At 33.5% G+C, this 23,645-nt stretch carries 26 protein-coding genes and 2 rRNA genes; 22 read left to right on the top strand and 6 right to left on the bottom strand.

From position 1 onward, the window contains the following. Together QQS35_RS02865 and rrf are read left to right on the top strand one after the other, a co-directional pair. Positions 1 to 179: ribosomal RNA gene (locus QQS35_RS02865) — 23S ribosomal RNA — on the top strand; the annotation flags it as partial. 73 nt (positions 180 to 252) lie between these two features. Beyond that, positions 253 to 368, top strand: a 5S ribosomal RNA gene (gene rrf, locus QQS35_RS02860). 157 nt (positions 369 to 525) lie between these two features. Here rrf and QQS35_RS02855 read toward each other — a convergent pair. After that, the gene (locus QQS35_RS02855; protein WP_285930268.1) at positions 526 to 741 is read right to left on the bottom strand and encodes a CPBP family intramembrane glutamic endopeptidase; all 216 of its coding nucleotides are present in this window, start codon (positions 739 to 741) and stop codon (positions 526 to 528) included. Between the two features lie 539 nt (positions 742 to 1,280). Further along, the gene (locus QQS35_RS02850; protein WP_285930267.1) at positions 1,281 to 2,543 is read right to left on the bottom strand and encodes a BaiN/RdsA family NAD(P)/FAD-dependent oxidoreductase; all 1,263 of its coding nucleotides are present in this window, start codon (positions 2,541 to 2,543) and stop codon (positions 1,281 to 1,283) included. Positions 2,544 to 2,939: 396 nt separating this feature from the next. Between QQS35_RS02850 and QQS35_RS02845 the strand changes: the two genes are divergently transcribed. Next, positions 2,940 to 4,571 carry a putative polysaccharide biosynthesis protein gene (locus QQS35_RS02845; protein ID WP_285930266.1) on the top strand — a complete coding sequence of 544 codons (1,632 nt, stop codon included), beginning with the start codon at positions 2,940 to 2,942 and terminating at the stop codon, positions 4,569 to 4,571. A 17-nt stretch (positions 4,572 to 4,588) separates the two neighbouring features. Then, the gene (locus tag QQS35_RS02840; RefSeq protein WP_285930265.1) at positions 4,589 to 5,308 is read left to right on the top strand and encodes a pseudouridine synthase; all 720 of its coding nucleotides are present in this window, start codon (positions 4,589 to 4,591) and stop codon (positions 5,306 to 5,308) included. 68 nt (positions 5,309 to 5,376) lie between these two features. On the opposite strand, the gene QQS35_RS02835 is transcribed toward QQS35_RS02840, so the two are convergent. Continuing rightward, complete coding sequence (locus QQS35_RS02835) at positions 5,377 to 5,595, bottom strand: DeoR family transcriptional regulator (protein ID WP_285930264.1); 219 nt, start codon at positions 5,593 to 5,595, stop codon at positions 5,377 to 5,379. Between the two features lie 157 nt (positions 5,596 to 5,752). Here QQS35_RS02835 and QQS35_RS02830 point away from each other — a divergent pair, with 157 nt between their 5' ends. From QQS35_RS02830 to QQS35_RS02815, 4 genes are all read left to right on the top strand, one after another. Continuing rightward, positions 5,753 to 6,769, top strand: coding sequence for a potassium channel family protein (locus tag QQS35_RS02830; RefSeq protein ID WP_285930263.1), 1,017 nt, complete (start codon positions 5,753 to 5,755; stop codon positions 6,767 to 6,769). Positions 6,770 to 6,836: 67 nt separating this feature from the next. Then, a complete protein-coding gene (gene thpR / locus QQS35_RS02825; RefSeq protein WP_285930262.1) occupies positions 6,837 to 7,406 on the top strand; it encodes an RNA 2',3'-cyclic phosphodiesterase in 570 nt (189 codons plus the stop codon). After that, positions 7,407 to 8,312: an NERD domain-containing protein gene (locus QQS35_RS02820; RefSeq protein ID WP_285930261.1), complete on the top strand. Its 906-nt coding sequence runs from the start codon at positions 7,407 to 7,409 to the stop codon at positions 8,310 to 8,312. 117 nt (positions 8,313 to 8,429) lie between these two features. Further along, on the top strand, positions 8,430 to 9,233 hold the full coding sequence (locus tag QQS35_RS02815) for a phosphotransferase family protein (RefSeq protein WP_331490631.1): 804 nt from the start codon (positions 8,430 to 8,432) through the stop codon (positions 9,231 to 9,233). Here the strand turns inward: QQS35_RS02815 and QQS35_RS02810 are convergent. Continuing rightward, a complete protein-coding gene (locus QQS35_RS02810; RefSeq protein ID WP_285930259.1) occupies positions 9,220 to 9,507 on the bottom strand; it encodes a YtzH-like family protein in 288 nt (95 codons plus the stop codon). The two genes, QQS35_RS02815 and QQS35_RS02810, sit on opposite strands and share 14 nt — an antisense overlap. A gap of 185 nt (positions 9,508 to 9,692) precedes the next feature. Here QQS35_RS02810 and trmB point away from each other — a divergent pair, with 185 nt between their 5' ends. After that, complete coding sequence (gene trmB / locus QQS35_RS02805) at positions 9,693 to 10,337, top strand: tRNA (guanosine(46)-N7)-methyltransferase TrmB (RefSeq protein ID WP_285930258.1); 645 nt, start codon at positions 9,693 to 9,695, stop codon at positions 10,335 to 10,337. Positions 10,338 to 10,429: 92 nt separating this feature from the next. Here trmB and QQS35_RS02800 read toward each other — a convergent pair whose 3' ends face one another. Further along, positions 10,430 to 10,756, bottom strand: a complete 327-nt coding sequence (locus tag QQS35_RS02800; protein ID WP_285930257.1) for a PepSY domain-containing protein — start codon at positions 10,754 to 10,756, stop codon at positions 10,430 to 10,432. A 144-nt stretch (positions 10,757 to 10,900) separates the two neighbouring features. Between QQS35_RS02800 and QQS35_RS02795 the strand changes: the two genes are divergently transcribed. Further along, the gene (locus QQS35_RS02795) at positions 10,901 to 11,968 is read left to right on the top strand and encodes a M42 family metallopeptidase (protein ID WP_285930255.1); all 1,068 of its coding nucleotides are present in this window, start codon (positions 10,901 to 10,903) and stop codon (positions 11,966 to 11,968) included. Positions 11,969 to 12,062: 94 nt separating this feature from the next. Beyond that, positions 12,063 to 12,572 (top strand): DUF84 family protein, encoded by a 510-nt coding sequence (locus QQS35_RS02790; protein ID WP_285930254.1) that lies wholly within the window; start codon positions 12,063 to 12,065, stop codon positions 12,570 to 12,572. A 49-nt stretch (positions 12,573 to 12,621) separates the two neighbouring features. On the opposite strand, the gene QQS35_RS02785 is transcribed toward QQS35_RS02790, so the two are convergent. Next, positions 12,622 to 13,062 carry a YtoQ family protein gene (locus tag QQS35_RS02785; protein WP_285930253.1) on the bottom strand — a complete coding sequence of 147 codons (441 nt, stop codon included), beginning with the start codon at positions 13,060 to 13,062 and terminating at the stop codon, positions 12,622 to 12,624. Positions 13,063 to 13,219: 157 nt separating this feature from the next. Between QQS35_RS02785 and QQS35_RS02780 the strand changes: the two genes are divergently transcribed. The 11 genes from QQS35_RS02780 to ytxJ all read left to right on the top strand — a co-directional run bounded on the left by QQS35_RS02780 (position 13,220) and on the right by ytxJ (position 23,635). Then, complete coding sequence (locus QQS35_RS02780; RefSeq protein WP_285930252.1) at positions 13,220 to 13,744, top strand: hypothetical protein; 525 nt, start codon at positions 13,220 to 13,222, stop codon at positions 13,742 to 13,744. Positions 13,745 to 13,910: 166 nt separating this feature from the next. After that, positions 13,911 to 14,951, top strand: a complete 1,041-nt coding sequence (locus tag QQS35_RS02775) for a PTS transporter subunit IIC (RefSeq protein ID WP_285930251.1) — start codon at positions 13,911 to 13,913, stop codon at positions 14,949 to 14,951. A gap of 134 nt (positions 14,952 to 15,085) precedes the next feature. Beyond that, positions 15,086 to 15,403, top strand: coding sequence for a thioredoxin family protein (locus QQS35_RS02770; RefSeq protein ID WP_285930250.1), 318 nt, complete (start codon positions 15,086 to 15,088; stop codon positions 15,401 to 15,403). Positions 15,404 to 15,481: 78 nt separating this feature from the next. Beyond that, positions 15,482 to 16,309: a DUF1444 domain-containing protein gene (locus QQS35_RS02765; protein WP_285930249.1), complete on the top strand. Its 828-nt coding sequence runs from the start codon at positions 15,482 to 15,484 to the stop codon at positions 16,307 to 16,309. A 2-nt stretch (positions 16,310 to 16,311) separates the two neighbouring features. Next, on the top strand, positions 16,312 to 16,917 hold the full coding sequence (gene ytpR / locus QQS35_RS02760) for a YtpR family tRNA-binding protein (RefSeq protein WP_285930248.1): 606 nt from the start codon (positions 16,312 to 16,314) through the stop codon (positions 16,915 to 16,917). 137 nt (positions 16,918 to 17,054) lie between these two features. Next, on the top strand, positions 17,055 to 19,196 hold the full coding sequence (locus tag QQS35_RS02755; RefSeq protein ID WP_285930247.1) for a DNA translocase FtsK: 2,142 nt from the start codon (positions 17,055 to 17,057) through the stop codon (positions 19,194 to 19,196). Positions 19,197 to 19,337: 141 nt separating this feature from the next. Next, positions 19,338 to 20,447: a nicotinate phosphoribosyltransferase gene (locus tag QQS35_RS02750; RefSeq protein WP_285930246.1), complete on the top strand. Its 1,110-nt coding sequence runs from the start codon at positions 19,338 to 19,340 to the stop codon at positions 20,445 to 20,447. A gap of 131 nt (positions 20,448 to 20,578) precedes the next feature. Continuing rightward, positions 20,579 to 21,877, top strand: a complete 1,299-nt coding sequence (murC, locus tag QQS35_RS02745; RefSeq protein WP_285930245.1) for a UDP-N-acetylmuramate--L-alanine ligase — start codon at positions 20,579 to 20,581, stop codon at positions 21,875 to 21,877. Positions 21,878 to 22,165: 288 nt separating this feature from the next. Then, positions 22,166 to 22,570 (top strand): DUF948 domain-containing protein, encoded by a 405-nt coding sequence (locus QQS35_RS02740; RefSeq protein ID WP_285930244.1) that lies wholly within the window; start codon positions 22,166 to 22,168, stop codon positions 22,568 to 22,570. A 50-nt stretch (positions 22,571 to 22,620) separates the two neighbouring features. After that, a complete protein-coding gene (locus tag QQS35_RS02735; RefSeq protein WP_285930243.1) occupies positions 22,621 to 23,088 on the top strand; it encodes a YtxH domain-containing protein in 468 nt (155 codons plus the stop codon). Positions 23,089 to 23,305: 217 nt separating this feature from the next. After that, positions 23,306 to 23,635 carry a bacillithiol system redox-active protein YtxJ gene (gene ytxJ, locus QQS35_RS02730; protein WP_285930242.1) on the top strand — a complete coding sequence of 110 codons (330 nt, stop codon included), beginning with the start codon at positions 23,306 to 23,308 and terminating at the stop codon, positions 23,633 to 23,635. The last annotated feature ends 10 nt before the right edge of the window (positions 23,636 to 23,645 follow it).

Genomic DNA, 23,645 nt, shown 5'->3' with positions numbered 1-23,645 from the left:
GCTACGTGTGGAAGGGATAAGTGCTGAAAGCATCTAAGCATGAAGCCCCCCTCTAGATGAGACTTCTCATCATTTTAAATGAGTAAGATCCCTCAGAGACGATGAGGTTGATAGGTTCGAGGTGGAAGCGTGGTGACACGTGTAGCTGACGAATACTAATAGATCGAGGACTTAACTAAATTTTTAACTGTTTGCTTGTCTTGTTTACTTCTTATCTAGTTTTGAAGGTGCAAACCTTTTTATATTATAAGGTCTAGTAGCAATAGCGGAGAGGCCACACCTGTTCCCATGCCGAACACAGCAGTTAAGCTCTCCAGCGCCCATGGTAGTTGGGGCTTTGCCCCTGCGAGAGTAGGACGCCGCTAGGCATCTCTAAAACCTCTAATAAGGAGTCTCCTTATTAGAGGTTTTTTCTTGTATATTGTTTGACTCATATGAATTGTTCTATGATTTTGAAGAAAATTTTGAACTTTTAAATTATAAACTATGTTAAATAATAGTGTTAGACTAAAAATAAAGAAATAATTAAGCCATATACAAATTCCAAAGTGAATGTGATATTACTGATGGAATTAATGATTTAGTCTTATATGTTGTTATAGATAAAAGTACACCAGAAACAAGGGTGATTATCCAATACATTGGATGAAATACTGCAAACAAAACGGAAGATATAGAAATTGCCCAAACAGGCTTTGTGAAAGCGATATTGTTCTGCTGTACTAAATTTTCTAATTTCATCAATGATTTCCTTCAAAGCCATTCATAACAACTTTTATTATAGAACATACATTCGTATATATCAAATATCAACAGATTTATTTAACATAGCTAAATTATAAAAAATTATTCTGATGAGAATTTGAAGATGAATGGTATAAAAATTAACAATCATCTACATGAAAAGAGAATAGATGACTAGGGAGATAATTCTGTCAAATCTGCTATTTACCATAAAGAAGTTTGTGATAATGCTGCGTAGAGATTAAAACAGTAGTATAGAAATTTATGAGTTTAAATAAAGTACTTGGAAGGGATTTAGACGTCATAGATATGTGGAAGAACCCTTTACAGTTATCGATGCTATTTCATGAGAATATGTACATACAACCATACACTGAAATATCAATAAATTTGTAACCCATACCTTTGGCTAAGTGTTGATTTGGAGAAGACAACCTATCAATAAATAAAATAGAGAAATTAAAAGATCAATTTCTCTAGTATTTTAAAATAGGAGGATAGTGTGAAATGAGTTATCACTATCCTCCTATTTATTTTTATTTAGCTAAAGATTCCCATGCAGCATTCATTCCGGCAACACGTCCTGTGACCATTGCAGAGGTTATATTATACCCCCCTGTATAACCATGGATATCTAAAATTTCTCCGCAAAAATACAATCCGTGCATGATTTTCGACTGCATTGTATTAGGCACAATTTCTTTTGTCGAAACGCCACCACCGGTTACAAATGCCTTTTCAATCGGTTGACTACCATATACTTCAAATTGAAAATGTTTAAAATCATATATTAAATTACGAATCTTTTCCCGGGAAATATTTGCTGATTTTTCTTCATTAATAATATTGTTTTTAGTTAAGAGATATTCTAAGTATCTCTCAGGTACTACCCCTTTAAATATATTTTTTACACTTTTTTTTGGATTTCGATCCATTATATCAAAATATTCATCTAAAATTTGCTGTTCATTTTTATGAGGTAATGCATCAATTTCCATCGTTACTTTTTTATTACCTTTCATTAGTTCCTTCACAACAAATTGTGAACACCTTAAAACCGCAGGTCCGGAAACACCAAAGTGCGTGAAAAGCATGTCCATTTGATGGGAGATAATGATTTTTTTTTTACTATTAAGAACTGATAAAGAAACATCTCTTAATGCAAGTCCTTGAAGTTTCTTCTCTATAATAAAAGCTTCGTTAGAAAGAAGTGGTACTTCTGTTGGGTAAATATCTGTAATAGTATGGCCAGCCTTTTTGGCCCAAGCATAACCATCTCCTGTACTTCCAGTGTGTGGTACAGCTTTACCACCAACTGCTAAAATTACAGCATTTGTTTCAATTTTCTCTTTTGATTTTAGTATAATCGTATGTTGTGCATTATTATAATCAATTGCTTCCACTGGCGTATCTGTTTTCACTGTGACATTAAGTTGATCGAGGCGGTTTAGTAGAGCATTGACAACGCTTTTTGCTGAGTTGCTGACAGGAAACATTCTACCATGATCTTCCTCTTTTAACTGAACACCGAGTTCTTCAAAAAAATCGATTATATCGTAATTATCAAACACAGAAAAAGCACTATATAGAAATCTTCCGTTGCCTGGTATATGTTTTATTACTTCGTCTTTTGGTAGTCGATTGGTAACATTGCAACGACCACCACCTGAAATAGCAAGTTTTTTTCCAAGTTTATTACCTTTATCTATTAATAAAGTAGAAGCGCCATTTTCAGCAGCTGCTATCGCAGCCATTAATCCTGAAGGTCCTCCACCGATAACTGTGACTTGATATGACAATTTAATCATTCCTTTCCATAACACTGCAATATGTAATTAAAATTAGTTTATTACTTAAATATGAATTATTCTTATAACTAGTATGCCTCTTTTTTAGAAAGATAGGAAATCTTAGCCTAGGTTTATCTAAATGCCATTTATTTATTGTACTGTTAACATTCGCTGACTTCAATCTAGTTCCGAGTATTAATTAATGTAATCTAAAAATTGATTATATTTTTGAACTTGATTATCTAATAATATAGATTTTTTGTTTCTATAACAAAAGTTACAAATGAAAAAAAGTTAAACATAGTTGGAACTATTTGACTTGTTATTAATAAATTTTTCTGCTTAAAAGGTTTACTTATGATAAAATAGAAACATTGATTAAAAATTATGAATTAAGGTGAATACATGGCTACATCAAATATATTACGTGGAACGCTTTTGTTAACAGCTGCCACGTTTTTATCAAAGTTATTAGGAATGATTTATGTCATTCCTTTTAATGAACTAGTAGGCGAAACAGGTGGGGCGTTATTTTATTATGCTTACAACCCATACAATATTTTATTAAGTATCTCAACAGTAGGGGTACCACTTGCTGTATCAAAATTCGTTTCGAAATATAATGCGCTCGGTGATTATCAAACAGGTAGAAGAATGTTTAAATCTGGGTTGATAGTTATGGCAGCTACTGGGTTTATTGCCTTTTTAGTTCTTTATTTATCTGCTGAGCTATTGGCATTGAGAATTATAGCTAAGGAAGATAGTACATCAGGTAATTCTGTTGAGGATATTACTATGGTGATTCGAATGGTTAGTTTTGCTTTAATAATAGTACCTGCAATGAGTATTGTTAGAGGTTTCTTTCAAGGTTATGAGTCAATGGGGCCAACTGCTATATCTCAAGTAGTCGAACAAATTGTTCGTATTGTATTTTTATTAGTAGCAGCTTTTCTAGTAGTCAATGTGTTCCAAGGTACCATTGCTACAGCTGTAGGCTGGGCAACATTTGCAGCTTTCATTGGAGCTATTGCTTCATGTATAGTATTATTTATTTTTTGGAAAAAAAGAAAATCATACTTGGATATTCAATTACAACAACAAGCAACAACGTATGATATACCAACAAAAGATTTATTCAAAGAATTATTTCAATATGCAGGACCTTTTGTTTTAGTGGGAATTGCAACACCTCTATACCAGCAAATAGATACTCTTACATTTAATAGGGCAATGGATGATATTGGCCAAGGTGGAATATCCGAGTTTGCCTTAGGAAGTATGAACTTTTATAGCCATAAGTTAGTGATTATCCCAGTAACGTTGGCAATTGGTCTTTCGTTGGCTACTTTACCTGCACTTACAAGGTCATTTGCAGAAAAGAAAAGAACGTTAATGTATCAACAAATCAATCAATCGTTTCAAATTGTAATGTTATTTGTACTACCAGCAGTAATCGGATTAAGTTTACTTTCTAACGAGGCTTATGGTTCATTATTTGGATTAAAAAATATAGATATTACTAGTTCTTTATTAGCATGGTATGCGCCAGTAGCCCTATTTTTTGCATTATTTACAGTAAGCTCTTCTGTTTTACAAGGTATTGAGCAACAAAGGTTCGCTGTTGTTAGTTTAACGGCAGGAATACTATTGAAGATATTATTAAATGTTCCTCTTATTCATACGTTTGGGGCAAAGGGTGCTATATTTGGTACTTTTATAGCTGTTTCGACAGCAGTAGCGTTAAATATATGGAGAATAAAAAATGCTGTTAATTACCGATTACGTGAATTAACGAAGAGAACTATGTTAATAGTAATATTTACAACGATTATGGGGATTACAGTGTGGTTAACTAAATGGTTGCTGAGTTTCTACATAACTTATCTAGATGGAAGAATGGAAGCTTTTATCATATTGGTTGTAAGTGTCTTTATAGGAACTGCCGTTTACTTATGGCTTAGTTATGTGTCAACTCTTTTAGAAAGAATTCTTGGAGATCGGGTACGAATTTTTGATAAAGTATTTAAGCGAAATTGATAAGGTAGGAGATTTTAATGAGAATAGATAAGCTTCTTGCAAATATGGGATATGGTAGTAGGAAAGAAGTAAAGATTCTCCTCAAAAAAGGAGTAGTCCAAAAAAACAATGAAGTTATAAAAAATAGTAATTTGCATGTAGATCCAGTTAAAGATGAAATTAAAATTTTTGATGAGATTGTAGAATATAAAGAAAATATATATATCATGATGAATAAACCACCTGGATACGTTTCAGCAACAGAGGATACAAGAGACTCTACCGTAATTGAACTATTGGACCCTGAGGATATCGTTTTTGATCCATTTCCAGTAGGAAGACTTGATAAAGATACAGAGGGATTGCTATTAATCACCAATGATGGAAAGTTAGCTCACCAACTACTTTCTCCTAAAAAAAATGTAGGTAAAACGTATTATGCTAAAATTGAAGGTCGTGTAACGAGTGATGATGTGATACGATTTAAACAAGGTGTGACATTAGACGATGGATACGTTACGAAACCAGCTGAATTATCTGTTTTAACTAGAGGAGAAATATCTGAAATTGAAATCACCATTACTGAAGGTAAGTTTCACCAGGTGAAAAGAATGTTTGAAGCTGTTGGTAAAAAAGTGATTTACTTAAAGCGTTTATCGATGGGGACTTTAGTGCTAGATGGTGATTTGCAATTAGGTGAATATCGTGAACTATCTGATGAGGAATATACTTATTTAGTATCAATTACGAACAAATAAGGTTAGTGATTGATGTAACAAAAAAATAGGCTGACAATTTGTCAGCCTTCTGTTCTATGCTTACACTTTTACGATATTTTAACTTTCTTTTTAGTGATTCTCCATCTCCCACGGTTTGGACTACTAACTAGACCGTTGTGCTCCAAGACATTCAAGTCTCTTTGAACCGTACGATCAGTAATCCCAAATTCTTCTGCTATTTCGGATGTTGAGACTGGTCCATTTTCTCTAATGTACAGATATACAGCCTTTACACGAGTAAGCATGCGGGTTGTTGATTGATTCAAAAAACCACTCCTTAATGTTCTTCTTCATTAGGCGTTTAGTGATCGTGAATCTTGAAGTTAATTTAATTTTACACCTTTTCGCTGCAAAACGCTATATTTTTGCAGATACTTTACAGATAATTCACTTAATTAATACTATTATAAAGGAGGGACAACTATGTATTTAATTAGAACATTAATGAAAAAAGTAATAAAAATACAAAATAGAATTATATTTTTAACAAGTATTTTATTAGTGCTTCTTGCTTCTTTCTTAGTTGTGCAAGTAGAAAGTGAAACATTTCCAACATATTTTGACGGATTTTGGTGGGTAATGACTACAGTTACTACTGTAGGGTATGGAGATTACTTTCCAATAACAATCGCTGGAAGAGTCATTGCCCTTTTTCTTTACATTTTTGGAATTGGTTTAATCGGTGTAGTGATTGGTAAAGTAGTGGATGGGTTAGCCAGCTTTCGTAAAAAAAGAGAGGAAGGTAATATTGTGTATAGTGAAAAACAACATTTTATCATTATTGGTTGGTCACAGAAAGCAAAGTTTGCAATTAAGGAAATGCTTGATACAAATAATAAAATTGAAATTGTTCTCATAGATGATTTAGAAAAAGCCCCAATACTCGCTGAGAATATTCATTACATAAGAGGCAATGCCTCAGAAAGTGAAACACTTTTAAATGCAAATATAAAAGAAGCAAATGCAGTCTTAGTTTTTGCGGACGATACGATTCAAGATGATCAACTGTCAGATGGTAAAACACTATTAATAGCTTCGGCAATTGAGTCAATCGCACCAGAAGTTCACACGATTGTTGAAGTTATGGAAGAAAAGCACATTAAAAACTTTGAATATATGAAAGTTAATGAGTTTATCATTTCAAATGAGACCATATCGAGTCTATTTGTGCGTTCAGCATTTAGAAAAGGTATATCTAATGTATATAGCCAGTTATTAAGCAGATCACATGGAGATGATCTTTATCATATTCAAATCTCACCAAAATGGAAAACATATGGCGATGCATTTCATGATTTACTTGAACAAGGTGCAACACTTGTAGCAGATCGTAATAATTTAAGTGTAAATCGTATGTTAGATGATGAAATTCCAAATGATGCAGAATTATATGCCATTTGTGATAAACTCACATACGAAAAGTTTAATTCAACTAAATAATAAATTAGTTATATTTTGTGCAAATTAAATAAAAGCAAGCTCCCAAGATAATAGGAAGAGGTTTAGTATGTTACAAAATATGCATTATTTTATTGCAATACCGCTAAGTCAAGATATAAAACTCTGGTTATCTGATATACAAAATAATTTAAAAAGTGACAAAACTCTTGGTTATAAGAGTTGGACACATCAAGACGATCTTCATATAACCTTGAAATTTTTAGGTTCAGTATCTACTGGTACAATTGATAAATTAATGGAACATTTAGAAAAAATCAATACTATCAGCCAATTTCCTCTAACGATAGGAGGTATTGGTACGTTTGGAAATCCAAATCAACCTCGGGTATTATGGTCTGGAGTTAGTGATAGCAATTCAATAAATTCACTTTATGATGCCGTTGAGGGCATATGTGTGGCTTTGGGGTTCAAAGAGGAAAAGAGACCCTATCGTCCGCATGTTACACTTGCAAAAAAGTGGAGTGGTCAATGTATAGATATAGATAGTTTTCAAGATGATACTTTTCTTGAGATGAAAAATTTTATAGTAAAGCATATTGTCGTTTATCAAATACACCCTTCGGATTCACCTAAGTATAAAGTTGTTAAACAGATTGATTTGAATAGAGGAGAATAAATGGCTCAATTGGTAAAACTGCAAGATTATATATCAAGGTATGAAAAGGATATTTATCATTATCCTGGTCAGTATATTCGTTTAAAAAGTGAAAATTGGAAAAAACTGATGCAGGCATGGGAATTGCAATTAGAACAACAAATAGATATTGAAGATGAACAGGAACAAGATAATAGTAACTTTTCAAAGTGGAAGAGTTTTTTTCAACGAAGAGAGCGCGTTGAGGAAGATGCGCAGGATTTTTCGGAGATCCAGCTGCCAAATTCAAAAAAGGACTTAAAACAGTATTTTTTAGATACGTTATTACCTTTTCAATTTAAATGGGCTTCAACTACCGTCAGTGAAATGTCTTTTCTAGATAAATACTACTATGACGATTATACTCTGAAATATTTTCTTCAAAGATTCCCGGATACGTATTTGCTTTTTTATCAACCTATTTTTCATTTGAAAAATAGCCCATTAGAAGGAGATATTGTCCTACTAAGTCCAATTGGAATAGAGATTATCAGATTTGTTGAGTTAGATTCAGATATTACGATTGTGACAGGTGATGACCGTACCTGGTACAAAGAACAAGATAATATTCAAAGTCGCCTTCTAAGTCCTTTGTTATCACTTAAGCGTACAGAGAAAGTCATTAGGAGTATATTAAATAAATATGATATAGATTTTCCTATACAAAAAGTTGTATTGTCTAGAACGAATATGATTGAATCTTATTTGGAACCCTATAATACTAAATTTATAGGAAAAGAACAGCACGAATCGTGGTTAAATGCTAAACGAAGCCTGGTCTCCCCATTAAAACATAGGCAACTAAAAGTTGCAGAGTTGTTACTAAATCATTGTTATACGTCTGCAATTAAACGACCGGAATGGGAAGAAGAGATAGATGAAACTTAATTAATATCGTTTGTTTAAAAAAATTCACTTGAAATTGTTATGTAGTTTGGGTTAATCTATTATTACTGTCCTTTTAATAATAATTCATTAAATATAGTAAGATTTGAGGAATTGAAGGTGAAAAGTTTGGAACATATACTAGGTAATGAATGGACGATTGCACCAGCCGGAGGATCAACTGGAGAAGCTTATTATGCTCAAAGTGAAAGCAATCGTTTATTCTTAAAGCGTAACTCTTCTCCTTTTTTAGCTGTATTGTCTGCTCAGGGCATTGTGCCAAAGTTAGTATGGACAAAACGTCTAGAGAATGGTGACGTTGTAACTGCGCAACAATGGCTAGAAAGTAAAGAATTAACGCCTGAAGAAATGCAACATCCTGAAGTGGCCAAATTATTAAGTAAAATCCATCATTCCTCAGAATTATTACATATGTTGATGAGGATTGGAAAAAAACCACTTAAACCGGATGAAATATTAAATAAATTAAGAAAAAATATACGTGATAATGAAGAATTGGCACAAATAGAAGTGCATCAAGCAATTAAATACTTGGACAAAATGTTACCCTTTGTATATTCTGATGTCCAAGTGGTTTGTCATTGTGATATGAATCATAATAACTGGCTTCTTTCGCATAGTGGCCAACTATATTTAATTGACTGGGATAACGCTAAAGTCGGTGATCCAGCAATGGACATTGGTATGATTTTACAATGGTATATTCCTGAGAACGACTGGGATTCTTGGTTGGATAGTTACGGAATTACTAATGATGAGCATTTGATTGATCGTATGAATTGGTATCTGATGATTGAAGCTATTTCTTATTTGATATGGCATAAAAAACGTAATGAGAATAAAAAAGCCGCTCAAAGGCTTAAAGAATTAAAGCGGCTTTTAAATAGAGTTACTGACTACTAGTATAGTCAATCACACTTACCCAACTTTTTATATTGTCTTGGTTAGTCGTAATATGTTCATCAAGATTTTGAGCTATTTCGCCTTGTCGACCATAATTATAAATTTCTGGTAATAATTGAAGTAATTGCTGATCACTAATGGACTTACTAGAAATTAATGATTGTACAAGTCGTTTTATTTGTTGGCATTCAGAAACACTACCGCAGCAATCTTCTGCCTGTTCACTAAGCAAATCATATAAAACATGTAATTGATCATTAACATTTAATGACATAGATATCCCACCTTTAATAGTATTTTTAACTAAAAAGGTTTAAATATTCAAGACGGACTGAGTTTCTATAAATAGTAATTCAGTTTTCTTTTTTGCGTTAAATTTATTTAAGTTGGATAGGACTTGCCTGCGTACTTAAACTCGTGATACTGTTTATTATAAATAACCTGAAGGAGCGTCATTTTATGCGTGCAAGAAATAAACCTTGGGCAGATGATTACTTAAAAGAAAATAAAGAAATAGTTGAGTTATCTCCTAGTGAATACAAAAATAAATGGAATACTGTGTTTAAAAACAATAATCCAATTCATTTAGAGATAGGAACTGGCAAAGGACAGTTTGTTGCTGGAATGGCTAAACAGTATAGTGATGTTAATTTTGTTGGAATGGAACTAGCCAAAAGTATAATTGTTAGTGCTGTACAAAAAGTGTCAGATTCAAATCAAGAAAATGTGCGTCTAATTAATGAGGATGCTAATGACTTATCGGAATTTTTTGGCGAAAATGAAGTAGAGAAAATATATTTAAACTTCTCTGATCCATGGCCGAAAGCTAGACACGCTAAACGAAGATTGACCTTTAAGAATTTTTTGGAACAATATGAAAATATCTTGAATAGTAACGGTGAACTTATTCTTAAGACTGATAACCGAGGATTGTTTGAGTTCTCATTGGTTAGTTTTTCACAATATGGTATGATTTTGGAAGAGGTTTTACTTGATCTTCACGACCAAGCAGATCCTACAAATATTATGACAGAATACGAAGAAAAATTTTCAGGTATTGGTCAACCCATTTATAGATGTAAAGCAAGATTTCAAAAAAAGTAAACGGAGCATTTATAGCCCCGTTTACTTTTTTTATTTTTACATAAATACTCTGCTATTAAAAATCCCTTACAATGTCAAAAGCTAAATTAGTATTATTGGTTTAATAATGCTGATTCAGCTACATCAATAATCGTACCTGTTTCCGCGTCAACAAAAAACTCATACTGTTTATTATCACCATCTAAAGTTCTTGTTACACCACCACGATAAACGTTATATGTTAGTCCATTTTTCACTAATTCTTCAGCCTTCATATAAATCCATGATCCGCTAACTGGACCTTGTTGTTTAAAAGTATTTTTTGCTAATTTAAGTGCTTTTTCTGGTGTAACATTTTGTTGGTTTGTGATTTGATCTTTAATAAAGTAACCAGCTACAGCGCCTAGTCCAGCCGCAACTACAAGTCTTTTCCAATTCATTAGTGGACCACCTCAAGTTTAGATTTTAGTATTAGTATACCTGATTTTAGAGAAAATAGAAATCAAAGTAGCATCTAAAAAGTGGAAACATGATGCACGATTCGATACAATTAAATTATGTTACTACACATGGAGGTCATACATATGAATAAAGACACACAAGAACTATTTCGAACTTTAACAGAGTTACCGGGTGCACCTGGTAATGAACACCATGTTAGAAGTTTTATGAAGCAAGAACTAACGAAGTATTCAGATGATATCATTCAGGATAACTTAGGCGGTATATTTGGTGTGAAAAATGGAAAAGGACCCAAAGTGATGGTCGCAGGACATATGGATGAAGTTGGATTTATGGTTACACAAATAACTAAGAATGGTATGCTTCGCTTTCAACCACTTGGTGGGTGGTGGTCACAAGTGTTATTAGCACAACGTGTCGAAATAATTACAGAAAAGGGTTCCGTAATTGGAGTGATTGGCTCCATACCTCCCCACAACTTAACACCGGAACAAAGAAAAAAACCGATGGAAATAAAGAATATGTTAATTGATATTGGTGCAGATGATGAGAACGATGCAAAACGTATTGGAATTAAACCTGGACAACAAATCGTTCCTGTTACCCCATTTACACCAATGGCAAATGATAAAAAGTTACTTGCAAAGGCATGGGATAACCGTTATGGCTGTGGTTTATCAATAGAATTATTAAAAGAAGTCCAAGGGGTTGAATTACCGAACCAATTGTACTCTGGTGCTACAGTGCAAGAAGAAGTTGGTTTAAGAGGTGCCCAAGTAGCCTCGAACATGATTAACCCAGATATCTTTTATGCGTTGGACGCTTCTCCAGCTAATGATATGTCAGGTGATGATAATGAGTTTGGGCAGTTAGGAAAAGGTGCATTATTACGCATTTTCGACCGTTCAATGATCACACATAAGGGTATGCGGGAGTTTGTTTTAGACATGGCAGAATCAAATAAAATCCCTTATCAATATTTTATTTCTCAAGGTGGTACAGATGCCGGAAGAGTGCATATTTCAAATCAAGGTGTTCCATCAGCTGTTGTGGGGGTTTGTTCTCGCTATATACACACGCATGCTTCCATGATTCATGTAGATGATTATGCTGCTGCGAAGGAATTAATTGTTAAGCTTGTGAAAGCAACTGATGCAAACACATTGGAACAAATTAAAAATAATGGATAAAATCTAACAAAAAGGACTAACCGATTAGGGATATCAGTTAGTCCTTATATTTAGTTATTATGTCGTATGATAAAGATAATAGGGGATGTAAAGGATGAAGGTATTTATAGGATCAAATAACCCTGCAAAGATAACAGCAGTGGAAAATGTATTTACAAAATTAAAAATAGTAGCGCATGATGTTCCTTCCCATGTGTCTTCGCAACCATATTCAGATACAGAAACTCTAGAAGGGGCAATTAATCGTGCCCAGGAATGTGCTTCATTAGCTGAGGACGTAATTGGTATAGGCCTTGAAGGTGGGGTAATGGAACTAAATAAAAAGCTACTATTATGTAACTGGGGTGCTCTTGTGGATGAATCAGGTGAGTTATTTGTTGCAAGTGGTGCACGTATTCCTTTGCCGAAAGAAATAAGTGAACAACTTCTGAAAGGGATTGAACTAGGTGAAATAATGGATTGGTACGTAAAAAAGAAAGATGTTAGAAAAAATCAAGGAGCTATAGGCATTTTTACGGACGAGCTTGTTGGACGAGAGGAAATGTTTAGGCATGTCGTAAAGCTACTAAAAGGCCAGTATGATTACAATTATAAACAGCGCTGACTACCCAACGCTGTTTAATAGTAATCAGTCTTTTGTTTAACAATTGTTACTACTTATAAACGTATTCAATAACTTCTAATGCTTGATCAATTGTCTCGACTGTCACATTGGCTTTATTTGATAATTCTTTTAATGGATGAATTAACGATTCTGGTCTTACTATAATAGTGGGCTTGTTGAGTGTCAAAGCGGTTGCAGCATCCATTGCGGTATTCCATTGTTTATATTTTTCACCAAATAATGCAATAACTATATCTGCTTTTTTGAGTAATACTTCTGTTCTAAAGTTATTAATAGCTGAAGCTGCGTCATCTCTATAAACATTTCCTGGTTGTGCTCCTAAAATGTTCTCTCCTATGGAGTCAGAAAGGTCATGTTGTTCCTGTGGTCCGACAAAACTAATAGAAAGATCTTTATTTTTTGCCTTTCGCTTTAAGTTGTCACGCCAATCATCATGGATTTGTCCTGCTAAATAAACAGTAAGATTCATTTCTATAATGCCTCCTACAATTTTTTCATATTTTCATTATAGTATTGCAATTATAAATATTCAAAAGTAGTGAATAAAATCCAACCTTGTTAAATTTTTAAATCATAGTATGATAGGAAGGGGGGAAATTAGAACTAGATTAATCAGGAGGTCTAACATGAAAAGAATGAAATGGAATCTTTCCATCACCTTAACAATCTTAATTATCCTCATAAGTGGTTGTAGTCAGTCAGAAGAAGAGGCGCTGAAAGAAGCACGTACGATAGCTGAGTCTACATTTAATAGTAATAGTGTAGAAGTTAATCAGGACTTGGAACACTTCTCATTATATTTACCGAATAACTTTGAAATTATTGAAGAAACACAAAGTAACTTAATTCTAGAAAAAAGTGATCAAACATACATTTTGTTCTACAACGCCCTTGAAGAAACTACAAGTGAGTTAAATTACCAGGCCGCAGAATCTGCTGGACATTTTACTTTATTGGAGTCGTTTGAAAATAGTGATCGATTCGGATACATCGGTGTTGTCTCATCAGAAGAAGAAGACACATATGAGTTGCAAATAGGGGTAGGTGGAGTGAAGATAACAACCTATACTTCTGTCAACGATATGGAAGAGGATGCAGAAGCTATGATGCAAATGGCTAATTCTATTGCTTACACATCTCAGGAACAATAATGTTCGAAAAACACGAATTTCATATTTTGGAATGCGTGTTTTTTTTGACATTTTATTTGTAATGTTTCTACCTGTACATACTAGAGTGAAAAAGTTAAATAAAAATTGAGTTTGATAAATGGATTGTGTATTATAACAAATAATACGTTAAACAAGGAGGTTCATAATGAAAAGCTTTTTAACAAAGAAAGGTGTATCTTTATCACCTAAAGAATATTTTATTACTGCACTTAGTTATATGGCGTTAGGACTATTTTCTTCTCTTTTAATTGGATTGATTATTCAAACCTTGGGTCAACAATTGCCAAAGCTGTTTGGCGACCTAGGACTTTTTAGTTGGTTAGTAGAAATGGGCGGGTTCGCCATGGACAAAAAAATTGTTGGGGGAGCAATCGGTGTTGCAATTGCCTATGGATTAAAGGCTCCACCTCTAGTAATGTTTTCAGTCTTGTTTGCTGGTGCTTATGGGTACGATTTAGGAGGACCAGCAGGGAGTTACGTTGCTGCTTTATTTGCTACAGAATTCGGTAAAATAATTTATAAGCAAACAAAAGTTGATATTATTCTTACTCCATTTTTAACGCTTGTAGTTGGATTTACTGTAGGAAAACTTGTCGGTCCACCAATTGATTCCTTCATGACTGGTTTTGGGAATATTATTAATTGGTCTACAGATCAACAACCGTTAATAATGGGGATTATTGTTGCTATATTAATGGGCTGGGCATTAACTGCTCCTATCTCTAGTTTAGCAATTGCGCTTATGTTGTCTCTTGATGGAATTGCAGCAGGTGCCGCAACGGTAGGTTGTGCAGCTCAGATGGTTGGATTTGCAGTATCTAGTTATCGAGATAATGGTATGGGTGGTAGTTTAGCTCAAGGTATCGGTACTTCTATGCTACAAGTAGCGAATATTATTAGAAAACCAATTATTATCATACCACCAACAATTGCCGGAGCAATTATGGCGCCATTTGCAACTGTTTGGTTTGAGATGACGAATAATGCTTTAGGAGCAGGCATGGGAACCGCTGGCTTTGTAGGACAAATTATGACATTTGAAGCAATGGGATTTAGCTTAAATATTTTCTTGATTATATTGTTATTACATATTGTAGGTCCGGCCATAATTAGTTTGGTCGTTTCAGAGTGGTTTCGTAAAAAAGGTTGGATTAAGCCGGGAGATATGAAAATTAGTTACGAATAATATATACTGTTTATTATTGAGTCAATTTCATAATTACCTTGTTCAATCATCTACAACTATATATTGTTGTAGATGACGACTAATTTGGTATTATGAAAATGATTAATTAGGAACTAAAATAGGAGTTGATAGATATGTTACAATTAGAATCTGTTGAACAGTTAAATTCTATTATTAATAATGAAAAAGCAATTCTTTTATTTTCTGCTGATTGGTGCCCAGATTGTAGAGTGATCGAGCCAGTTTTACCTGAACTAGAGGAAATGTATAAAGAATATACGTTTGTTTATGTTGACCGAGATAAATTTATTGATGTTTGCTCAAAATATGATATCTTTGGTATTCCTAGCTTCTTAGCATTTAGTGCAGGCAAAGAAACCGGCCGATTTGTTAGTAAGGATCGCAAATCAAAAGAAGAAATTGATAAGTTCATTGAAGGTCTTCCTTCATAATATGCAATTAGTGCCTTGCCTAAACTTGCGGCAAGGTTTTTATCTGTAATACATATTTAGGATAAGGAGGTATGAATCATGAAGATGACAAGTATTAAAATGAAAAATATCCTTGAAGAAAGACTGAAAAATCCTGACTGGAATATATCATTTAATCGTGATAAAGATGTTTTTCGAGTAGAGTGGAAGGAAACTAAACAAGGTATATCGATTACGATTCCAAACGTTATTGCAAAGTATGAGCAACGCGGGGAGGATGCATTACAGGACTTAGAATACCACGTGGTAGAAGCTCTGCAAATCATGAATCAAACACATGAACTTACAGGGAAAGAAAAAAATATATTTCCAGTTATTCGCGCCACCTCTTTTCCAACCAAAACAAAATCGAAAAAGAAGTTAATTTACTCTGATCATACTGCGGAAACTAGAATTTATTATGCACTTGATCTGGGTAAGACTTACAAGTTAATTGATGAGGAAATGCTTCATAAAGAAGGATGGACAATAGAAAGATTGAGAGAAATTTCTACTTTTAATGTGCGTTCTTTAACATCCGAGCCAAGAAAGGACCCAGTTGCGGGTAATGATTTTTATTTTATGGCATCTCAAGATGGTTATGATGCAAGTAGAATTTTAAATGAATCACTTCTAGAAGAAATGAAGGCAAATAGTACAGGTGAACTTGCTGTAGCAGTGCCACATCAAGATGTATTGATCTTTGCTGATATTCAAAATGATATGGGTTATGATATATTAGCTCAAATGACAATGAAATTCTTTGCCGAAGGTCGAGTGCCAATTACATCGTTACCTTTCATCTACGAAGATAAAAAATTAGAACCAATTTTCATTTTAGCTAAAAACAAACCTACTAAAAATAATCAACCTAAAGGGGAAGAATAAAGATGGATGTATTTTATAATAAACAAGGAATCGGTGATGTACTCCTGATACCGATTAAAAAAGGTGACCGCTACCAAATTTCGTATCAAACATATCAAGATGTAGTTAAAATTTATGATACTGAAAGCAAAGATTTATTAGGATATAATATATTTAATGCCTCGAAATACGTTTCTATAGAAGAGTCAGGAAAAATAGATGCAACTGAAGATTTACTAAAAGACATAAATAAGGTATTTGCAGAAAGTAATTTAGATGAAAAATTAGAAGTAGACCTTAGCCCCAAATTTGTAGTAGGATATGTCAAAGAAAAGCAAGCCCATGAAAATGCTGATAAATTAAGTGTTTGTAAGGTTGAAGTTGGCGATGAACTACTTCAGATTGTTTGTGGAGCCCCAAATATAGAACAAGGTCAGAAAGTTGTAGTCGCAAAAGTTGGAGCTGTGATGCCTAGTGGAATGGAAATAAAACCTGTGAAACTAAGAGGTGTTGATTCTAGTGGAATGATTTGTTCTCAGAAAGAACTTGGTCTTCCTAATGCTCCAATAGAAAAAGGCATCTATGTTTTAGAAGATCGTTATCAAACTGGCCAACCTTTTGAATTTTAAACTTTAAATTGTTTATTCATATTCAAAAAACCTTTGTCACTATATATGCTGGCAAAGGTTTTTTAGATTATATACACAAATTGTATAAAAAACTGATAAAATAAGAATTAAATTGTTAGAGAAAGAGTGGAATAATTATGTGGGAGCAATTAAAACGCAAAGTTAGTCAATTGTTTGAGACAGAAACGAATCATACACCGTTAGAGGAAAATCAAAATAAAACAATTCGTGAAAAAAATACAATTGAGACTAGAATATCTTATCAATATCCTAGTGAGAGAAAGTTTGAAATTCCAGTGAAATCAGAAGCTCCTATACGAAAAAATATAAGAGATCAAGAATATTCAGAGCGAAAAGAAATAAAAGAAAGTCCAAATAATAATGATTTTGATCAAAATAATAATAAGAAAATAACTAATAAATATATACCATTTGAAGCTTCAGATGTTCCATCACCAATTTATGGTTTCAAAGGTTATCCTGTAAAAGAGTCCTTGGACGTGCCTGCTTACATTCGTAAGGAAATTACTAATGAAGAAGATAGTAAACAGATATTTGAAACACCAGAGAAAGTGGACAATGAAAAAGTAGAGATACTTAAAGGAATGGGGGAATCAACACCAATTGTAAAAGATGGTAATGAAAATATAAATGGGGCTGAAACACCGGACAAAACGGAAGATGATCGTAAATCTGTTGTGAATAAAAACACATCTTACAGCCTCAATCAACCTGCAAAATCAGACGGTGATACTAATCATTCAACGCAAAAGAAGCAGGTCCCTTTTAATGTATTCATGATACCGAGTGATAAAAGAAATCATTTACTAAAAAAACAGCAAGAGCGCTCATTTCCTAGTCCACCAATGCATTTACTAAATGATCAAGTAGAAAGAACTACCGAAGATAGTGACTGGGTTACAGAGCAGATAGACTTGTTAGAAACAACTTTAAAACATTTCCATGTTAGAGCTAAAGTTGTGAATGCTATGCAAGGACCTGCTGTTACTAGGTTTGAGATACAACCGGAACCTGGTGTGAAAGTAAGTAAAATTAAAAACTTAAGCGACGATATTAAACTGAATATGGCGGCTAGAGATATCCGGATGGAAGCACCAATCCCAGGTAAAAATACGATTGGCATAGAAGTACCTAATCCAAAATCTCAAGCTGTGGTTCTTCAAGAACTGTTTGAAACGAATGGTTTCAAACAGAACTCGTCCCCTCTAAGTGTTGCCTTGGGATTAGATATCGCAGGTCGTCCTATTATAACTGACTTAAAAAAAATGCCTCATGGATTAATTGCTGGTGCAACTGGTTCTGGTAAAAGTGTTTGTATTAATACAATTTTGATAAGTTTGTTGTATAAAGCGAGTCATGAAGATGTTCGGTTTTTATTAATTGATCCAAAGATGGTTGAACTTGCACCTTATAATGACCTTCCGCATCTTGTTTCGCCAGTTATTACGGACGTAAAAGCGGCAACTTCTGCATTAAAATGGGCTGTTGCAGAAATGGAAGAGCGTTATGAGAAATTTGTTACTGAAGGCGCAAGGGATATTGATCGTTATAATCAAAAGATGATAAATCAAAATCGTCAACATGAGAAACTTCCTTATCTAGTTATTGTCATTGATGAACTAGCGGACTTAATGATGGTATCACCACAGGATGTGGAGGACGCCATTTGTAGAATTGCACAAAAAGCGAGAGCATGCGGGATTCATTTGTTATTGGCAACACAGAGACCATCGGTTGATGTAATTACGGGATTAATCAAAGCAAATATTCCTACTAGAATTGCATTTAGTGTATCTTCACAAGTGGATTCCAGAACAATAATAGATTCAAGTGGAGCTGAGAAATTACTAGGTAAAGGAGATATGCTCTTTGTGGAAAATGGGGCAGGGCAATCAGTCAGAATACAAGGCGCTTTTGTTTCTGATGATGAAATTGAACGAGTTACTGCCCATATTAAGAAAAATTCCACACCAAACTATCTCTTTGAACAAGAACAACTATTAAAGCAGTTGAATGTCGATAAAGAAGAGGATGAACTCTATAGTGAAGCTATAGACTTATGTTTACAGCATAATGGAGCAAGTGCATCTCTTTTACAAAGAAAATTTAAAATTGGATACAATCGAGCAGCACGATTAATTGATTCAATGGAGGCAAGTGGTATAATATCTGAACAAAAGGGTAGTAAACCACGTGATGTATTAATTACTGAAAACGAGTTGAATTCCTATTTAAATGAAGATAATAATCATAATTAGAATAAAAATGAAGATAATAAGAACTATAAATATTTACAATTATTTTCTTATAACTAGGATATAACTTGTCCAAGTTGCACTATTCTTATATGATGGACAAAGATAATTAAGACTATAGATGCTTGTTAAGGAGTAATTGTAATGAAAGAAATTACCAAAAAGTTAAATGGTGAAATTGAACGTTTGACAAATACAACATTTAAATTTGATGAAAGAATTAAAGAAGGTTGGTTCTCTGCTGTCTATTTCCTTAAGACGAAAGAAATAGCAGAAAAGTTAATACCGAATAATCAGGTAACAATGCAATTTTTTCAAAAAAGCAATGCGGTTCTCTGTGGTACAGATGAAGCCATTGCTTTATTACATACGTTTGCAGACCAACCAGGTAAACTGGAAATTCTTTCTTTACGAGATGGGGATAAAATAAGTCCTTTCGAAACTGTTTTAACAGTAACCGGTCCTTATCAGTCATTTGGTTTTCTTGAAGGAATTATTGATGGTATACTAGCGAGAAGAACGTCAGTAGCAACAAATGTATATAATGTAGTAAAAGCAGCACGAACATCAGGAAAGCAAAAGCCAGTTATATTCATGGGTGATAGAGATGATCACTATACGCAGCAAGCGGGAGACGGGTATGCAGCGTTCATTGGTGGTTCTACGGCTCAGGCTACTCATGCAATGAATGAGTGGTGGGGTAAAAAAGGGATAGGTACAATGCCTCATGCTATGATTCAAATGTTTGAAGGCGATGTGGTAGCAGCTGCAAAAGCATATCAACAAGTCTATCCAGATGATGATTTGATGGTGCTTGTAGACTATAATAATGATGTAGTCACTGATTCATTAAAAGTTGCTCGAAAATTTGGCAACAAATTAATGGGGGTGCGTCTAGACACCTCAAAAAATATGGTCGACAAATATTTTTTGAGAAATCAACACTTAATGGGAACTTTTGACCCTAGAGGAGTTAATCCGAAGTTGATTTTTGCTTTAAGGAGAGCTCTTGATGAGGAAGGTTATAATCACGTGCAAATAATTGCAAGTGGCGGGTTTAACGAACAAAGAATCCGTGAATTTGAAAAACAGAATGTACCAGTTGATGTTTATGGAATAGGTCGGAGTTTATTAGATATAAATATTGGTTTTACAGGTGATAGTGTATTATTGAATGGAAAAGATCAAGCAAAAGAAGGAAGACAATTTCGACCTAACCCACGTCTGAAAAAAGTGGATTATATAGAAAAATAACAAATATACAAATTAGCAATTGGTTATTCACCTATTTGCAATGATTTGCTATAATAACTAAATAGTTACCAGAGTGATATATATACAAATATAAAGAGAAAAAATCACTCATTTTTTGGAGGTTCTTGTTTATGACAACTTACCATTTTATTGGTATTAAAGGGACTGGAATGAGTGCGTTAGCACAAATTCTAAATGACTCTGGCGAAAAGGTTCAAGGTTCTGACGTAGAAAAAGTTTTTTTTACGCAATCTGCATTAGAGGAAAAAAACATTCCAATATACCCTTTTTCAAAGAACAACATCAAAGATGGATTAACAATTATTGCTGGAAATGCCTTCAATGATGATAACGAAGAGATAAAAGAGGCAAAAAGAATTGGTTTACCATTTTATCGATACCATGAATTCTTAGGTGAGTGGTTAAAACAATATACAAGTATTGCTGTAACAGGTGCGCATGGAAAAACGTCTACTACAGGTTTGCTGGCTCATGTGTTAAATCAAACGTATCCAATCTCTTATCTCATAGGTGATGGTACCGGTATGGGGCATGTGAATAGTGAGTATTTTGCTTTTGAGGCATGTGAATACCGAAGACACTTTTTACAATATGAACCTGATTATTGCATCATGACTAATATTGATTTTGATCATCCAGATTATTTTTCTAGTATTGAAGATGTTTTCCAATCTTTTCAACAAATGGCTGAAAAAGTTAAAAAGGGAATTGTAGCATGCGGCGATGATGAGTATTTACAACGGATTCAGGCAAAAGTTCCGGTGCTATATTATGGATTTGCCGATACAAACGATTTTCAGGCGAAAAATGTTTCAGAAGATAAACAAGGAACGACTTTTGACGTATTTGTGAGGAACAATTACTATGATTCATTTACCGTACCAACATATGGTAATCACAACGTGCTCAATGCTTTAGCAGTAATTTCAATTTGTCATTACGAAGGTATGTCTGCGACAGATATTAAGAAAATTCACTCATTTAAAGGTGTGAAACGTAGATTTACAGAGAAGATATTAGGCAATCAGATTCTAATTGATGATTATGCACATCATCCTAAAGAAATTGAAGCAACCATTGATTCTGCGAGAAAAAAGTATCCAAACAAGTCAATAACAGCTATCTTTCAACCACATACTTATTCTAGAACCAAAACATTTTTGCAGGATTTTGCTCGTAGTCTACAGATGGCAGATCAAGTTTATTTATGTGATATCTTTGGTTCAGCACGTGAAGGTGATGCTAAGCTGTCAATTGAAGATTTACGAGTACTAATTGATAATTGCCGTATCTTAGAGGTTGACCATACACAAGTATTAGAGCAATTTAACGAAAGTGTGCTTATTTTTATGGGAGCTGGAGATATTCAAAAGTTTCAACAAGCATATGAAAACCAGGTCAATAAGTAAGAATCACTTGATTTAAATTAATAATGGTTAATTAAAGGAATTTTTAATTAAATATAGAAGTATATATAAGGGAGGGGCAACCTCTCTTATTTTATTTTCTTTAAATCTTAGCAAATGTTTTTAAGTTCAGTTATAAACAATGTTAATTTTCTTGAATAAAAAAAGCAGAAATTGTTGATTTTAATTACGAGGGTTAAAAGAATATGTTTAAATGGTTACAAGTAAGGGTAAATATTGTTAAGTCAATGGAATAGAGTTTATACATAGTTAAGGAGTTGGTCTAGTAGAATGATAAATTTACTTTATATCGCAGCAATCATTGTCGCCATTGCTTTTGCTGTACTTGTTATTTATTTAGCAAGAGTGTTAAAAGCTACACAAAGAACGATGACACATGTGGCTGATACTCTAGAAGGTCTTGAAAAACAAATGGAAGGTATTACAGTTGAAACCACTTCCCTTTTAAACAAGACTAATAAATTGGCTGAAGATATAAATGAAAAGTCAACAAAAATGAATACTCTTGTAGAAGGTATCAAAGGAATTGGAGATACCGTTAATGAGTTTAATAATTCGATAAGATCTGTATCAAGAAGTATTACCACTGTTTCTAAAGAAAATCAAGATTCAACTGCCCAAGTTATGAAATGGGGAACGGTAATCATGGAGATGTGGAAAAAAAGAAAACAGTGAACAATTTGAACAAGAAAAATAAATTTATCAAAATACGGGAGGAATAATTAATGAGTAATCAAGAGAATCAAAATCAAAATGAAAATATTAATAGTAAAGACTTTTTGATTGGGTCACTTATTGGAGGTATTGTAGGTGCTTCTGTTGCTTTATTGTTTGCACCTAAATCCGGTAAAGAGCTTAGAGGTGATATTAACCATGGAGCAACTTACGTAAAAGACCGTGCAAATGAATGGAAAGACGTAGCTTATGAAAAAGGAACTGAATGGAAAGATGTTGCTTATGAAAAAGGAACTGAGTGGAAAGATGTTGCTAAAGAAACCACAAATCAGTTTTCCCAAAATGTATCTGAAAAATCGCAGGAACTAGGGGATAAATTCAAAGAAACAACGAAATCAATTCAAGAAAAAATAAATAGTAATCAAGATCCAGAAAATCCAGAAGAAGCAGCGGAAGAGGTTGCACAAGCAATTGAAGAAGCGGCAGAACAAATGAATAAAAAAGATGAGAAATACTAATACTAGTAGTGGGTTGTTGAACAAATGTTCAACAACCTTTTTTAAGAGCTAATAAAGTATAAAAATTTGGAGTTGTCTAGCGCTAGCGCCTCTCCCACCTGAGTTCTTAAGTCAAACATCTTTGTGGTAAAGATCCTGAAATAGATGTTCGTCTTAATTGCCCTAGGGGGAGCAAGGCACCCGCGCTTTTCTTAAGTGTATTAGAAAGGGGCATAAAATGGATATTAAAGTTATTGAAACAGAAGAACAATTTAAAGAAATTTTAGATGAAAAAGATGTATTTATATTAATGAAACATAGTTTAACTTGTCCTATCAGCTCAGAAGCAAAAAAAGAATATGATAATTTCAGTGTTGAAACTAAATTACCTTTATATATTCTTTATGTCCAAGAAGCACGTGAGTTATCAAATATTATTTCTAACAGATATCATATAAAACATGAATCACCACAAGCACTATTATTCAGTAATAAGAAAGTAATTTGGCATGATTCCCACAGTCGAATAACTCGGAATCAATTGAAAATGCAGTTAGAAAATATATAAAGAAGAAGCA

It is taken from the genome of Aquibacillus rhizosphaerae, from assembly GCF_030282825.1.
In the GTDB taxonomy this organism is placed as follows: Bacteria; Bacillota; Bacilli; order Bacillales; family Amphibacillaceae; genus Aquibacillus_C; species Aquibacillus_C rhizosphaerae.
Note: the sequence above shows the minus strand (reverse complement) of the source record. Positions and strands in the feature narration are given on the sequence as shown.

What these genes read in the sequence shown, in the direction of transcription:
- QQS35_RS02855 (WP_285930268.1), bottom strand. Translation starts at nt 741, where the DNA reads ATGAAATTAGAAAATTTAGTACAGCAGAACAATATCGCTTTCACAAAG.
- QQS35_RS02845 (WP_285930266.1), top strand. Translation starts at nt 2,940, where the DNA reads ATGGCTACATCAAATATATTACGTGGAACGCTTTTGTTAACAGCTGCC.
- QQS35_RS02840 (WP_285930265.1), top strand. Translation starts at nt 4,589, where the DNA reads ATGAGAATAGATAAGCTTCTTGCAAATATGGGATATGGTAGTAGGAAA.
- QQS35_RS02830 (WP_285930263.1), top strand. Translation starts at nt 5,753, where the DNA reads ATGTATTTAATTAGAACATTAATGAAAAAAGTAATAAAAATACAAAAT.
- thpR (WP_285930262.1), top strand. Translation starts at nt 6,837, where the DNA reads ATGTTACAAAATATGCATTATTTTATTGCAATACCGCTAAGTCAAGAT.
- QQS35_RS02820 (WP_285930261.1), top strand. Translation starts at nt 7,407, where the DNA reads ATGGCTCAATTGGTAAAACTGCAAGATTATATATCAAGGTATGAAAAG.
- QQS35_RS02810 (WP_285930259.1), bottom strand. Translation starts at nt 9,507, where the DNA reads ATGTCATTAAATGTTAATGATCAATTACATGTTTTATATGATTTGCTT.
- trmB (WP_285930258.1), top strand. Translation starts at nt 9,693, where the DNA reads ATGCGTGCAAGAAATAAACCTTGGGCAGATGATTACTTAAAAGAAAAT.
- QQS35_RS02800 (WP_285930257.1), bottom strand. Translation starts at nt 10,756, where the DNA reads ATGAATTGGAAAAGACTTGTAGTTGCGGCTGGACTAGGCGCTGTAGCT.
- QQS35_RS02795 (WP_285930255.1), top strand. Translation starts at nt 10,901, where the DNA reads ATGAATAAAGACACACAAGAACTATTTCGAACTTTAACAGAGTTACCG.
- QQS35_RS02790 (WP_285930254.1), top strand. Translation starts at nt 12,063, where the DNA reads ATGAAGGTATTTATAGGATCAAATAACCCTGCAAAGATAACAGCAGTG.
- QQS35_RS02785 (WP_285930253.1), bottom strand. Translation starts at nt 13,062, where the DNA reads ATGAATCTTACTGTTTATTTAGCAGGACAAATCCATGATGATTGGCGT.
- QQS35_RS02780 (WP_285930252.1), top strand. Translation starts at nt 13,220, where the DNA reads ATGAAAAGAATGAAATGGAATCTTTCCATCACCTTAACAATCTTAATT.
- QQS35_RS02775 (WP_285930251.1), top strand. Translation starts at nt 13,911, where the DNA reads ATGAAAAGCTTTTTAACAAAGAAAGGTGTATCTTTATCACCTAAAGAA.
- QQS35_RS02770 (WP_285930250.1), top strand. Translation starts at nt 15,086, where the DNA reads ATGTTACAATTAGAATCTGTTGAACAGTTAAATTCTATTATTAATAAT.
- QQS35_RS02765 (WP_285930249.1), top strand. Translation starts at nt 15,482, where the DNA reads ATGAAGATGACAAGTATTAAAATGAAAAATATCCTTGAAGAAAGACTG.
- ytpR (WP_285930248.1), top strand. Translation starts at nt 16,312, where the DNA reads ATGGATGTATTTTATAATAAACAAGGAATCGGTGATGTACTCCTGATA.
- QQS35_RS02755 (WP_285930247.1), top strand. Translation starts at nt 17,055, where the DNA reads ATGTGGGAGCAATTAAAACGCAAAGTTAGTCAATTGTTTGAGACAGAA.
- QQS35_RS02750 (WP_285930246.1), top strand. Translation starts at nt 19,338, where the DNA reads ATGAAAGAAATTACCAAAAAGTTAAATGGTGAAATTGAACGTTTGACA.
- murC (WP_285930245.1), top strand. Translation starts at nt 20,579, where the DNA reads ATGACAACTTACCATTTTATTGGTATTAAAGGGACTGGAATGAGTGCG.
- QQS35_RS02740 (WP_285930244.1), top strand. Translation starts at nt 22,166, where the DNA reads ATGATAAATTTACTTTATATCGCAGCAATCATTGTCGCCATTGCTTTT.
- QQS35_RS02735 (WP_285930243.1), top strand. Translation starts at nt 22,621, where the DNA reads ATGAGTAATCAAGAGAATCAAAATCAAAATGAAAATATTAATAGTAAA.
- ytxJ (WP_285930242.1), top strand. Translation starts at nt 23,306, where the DNA reads ATGGATATTAAAGTTATTGAAACAGAAGAACAATTTAAAGAAATTTTA.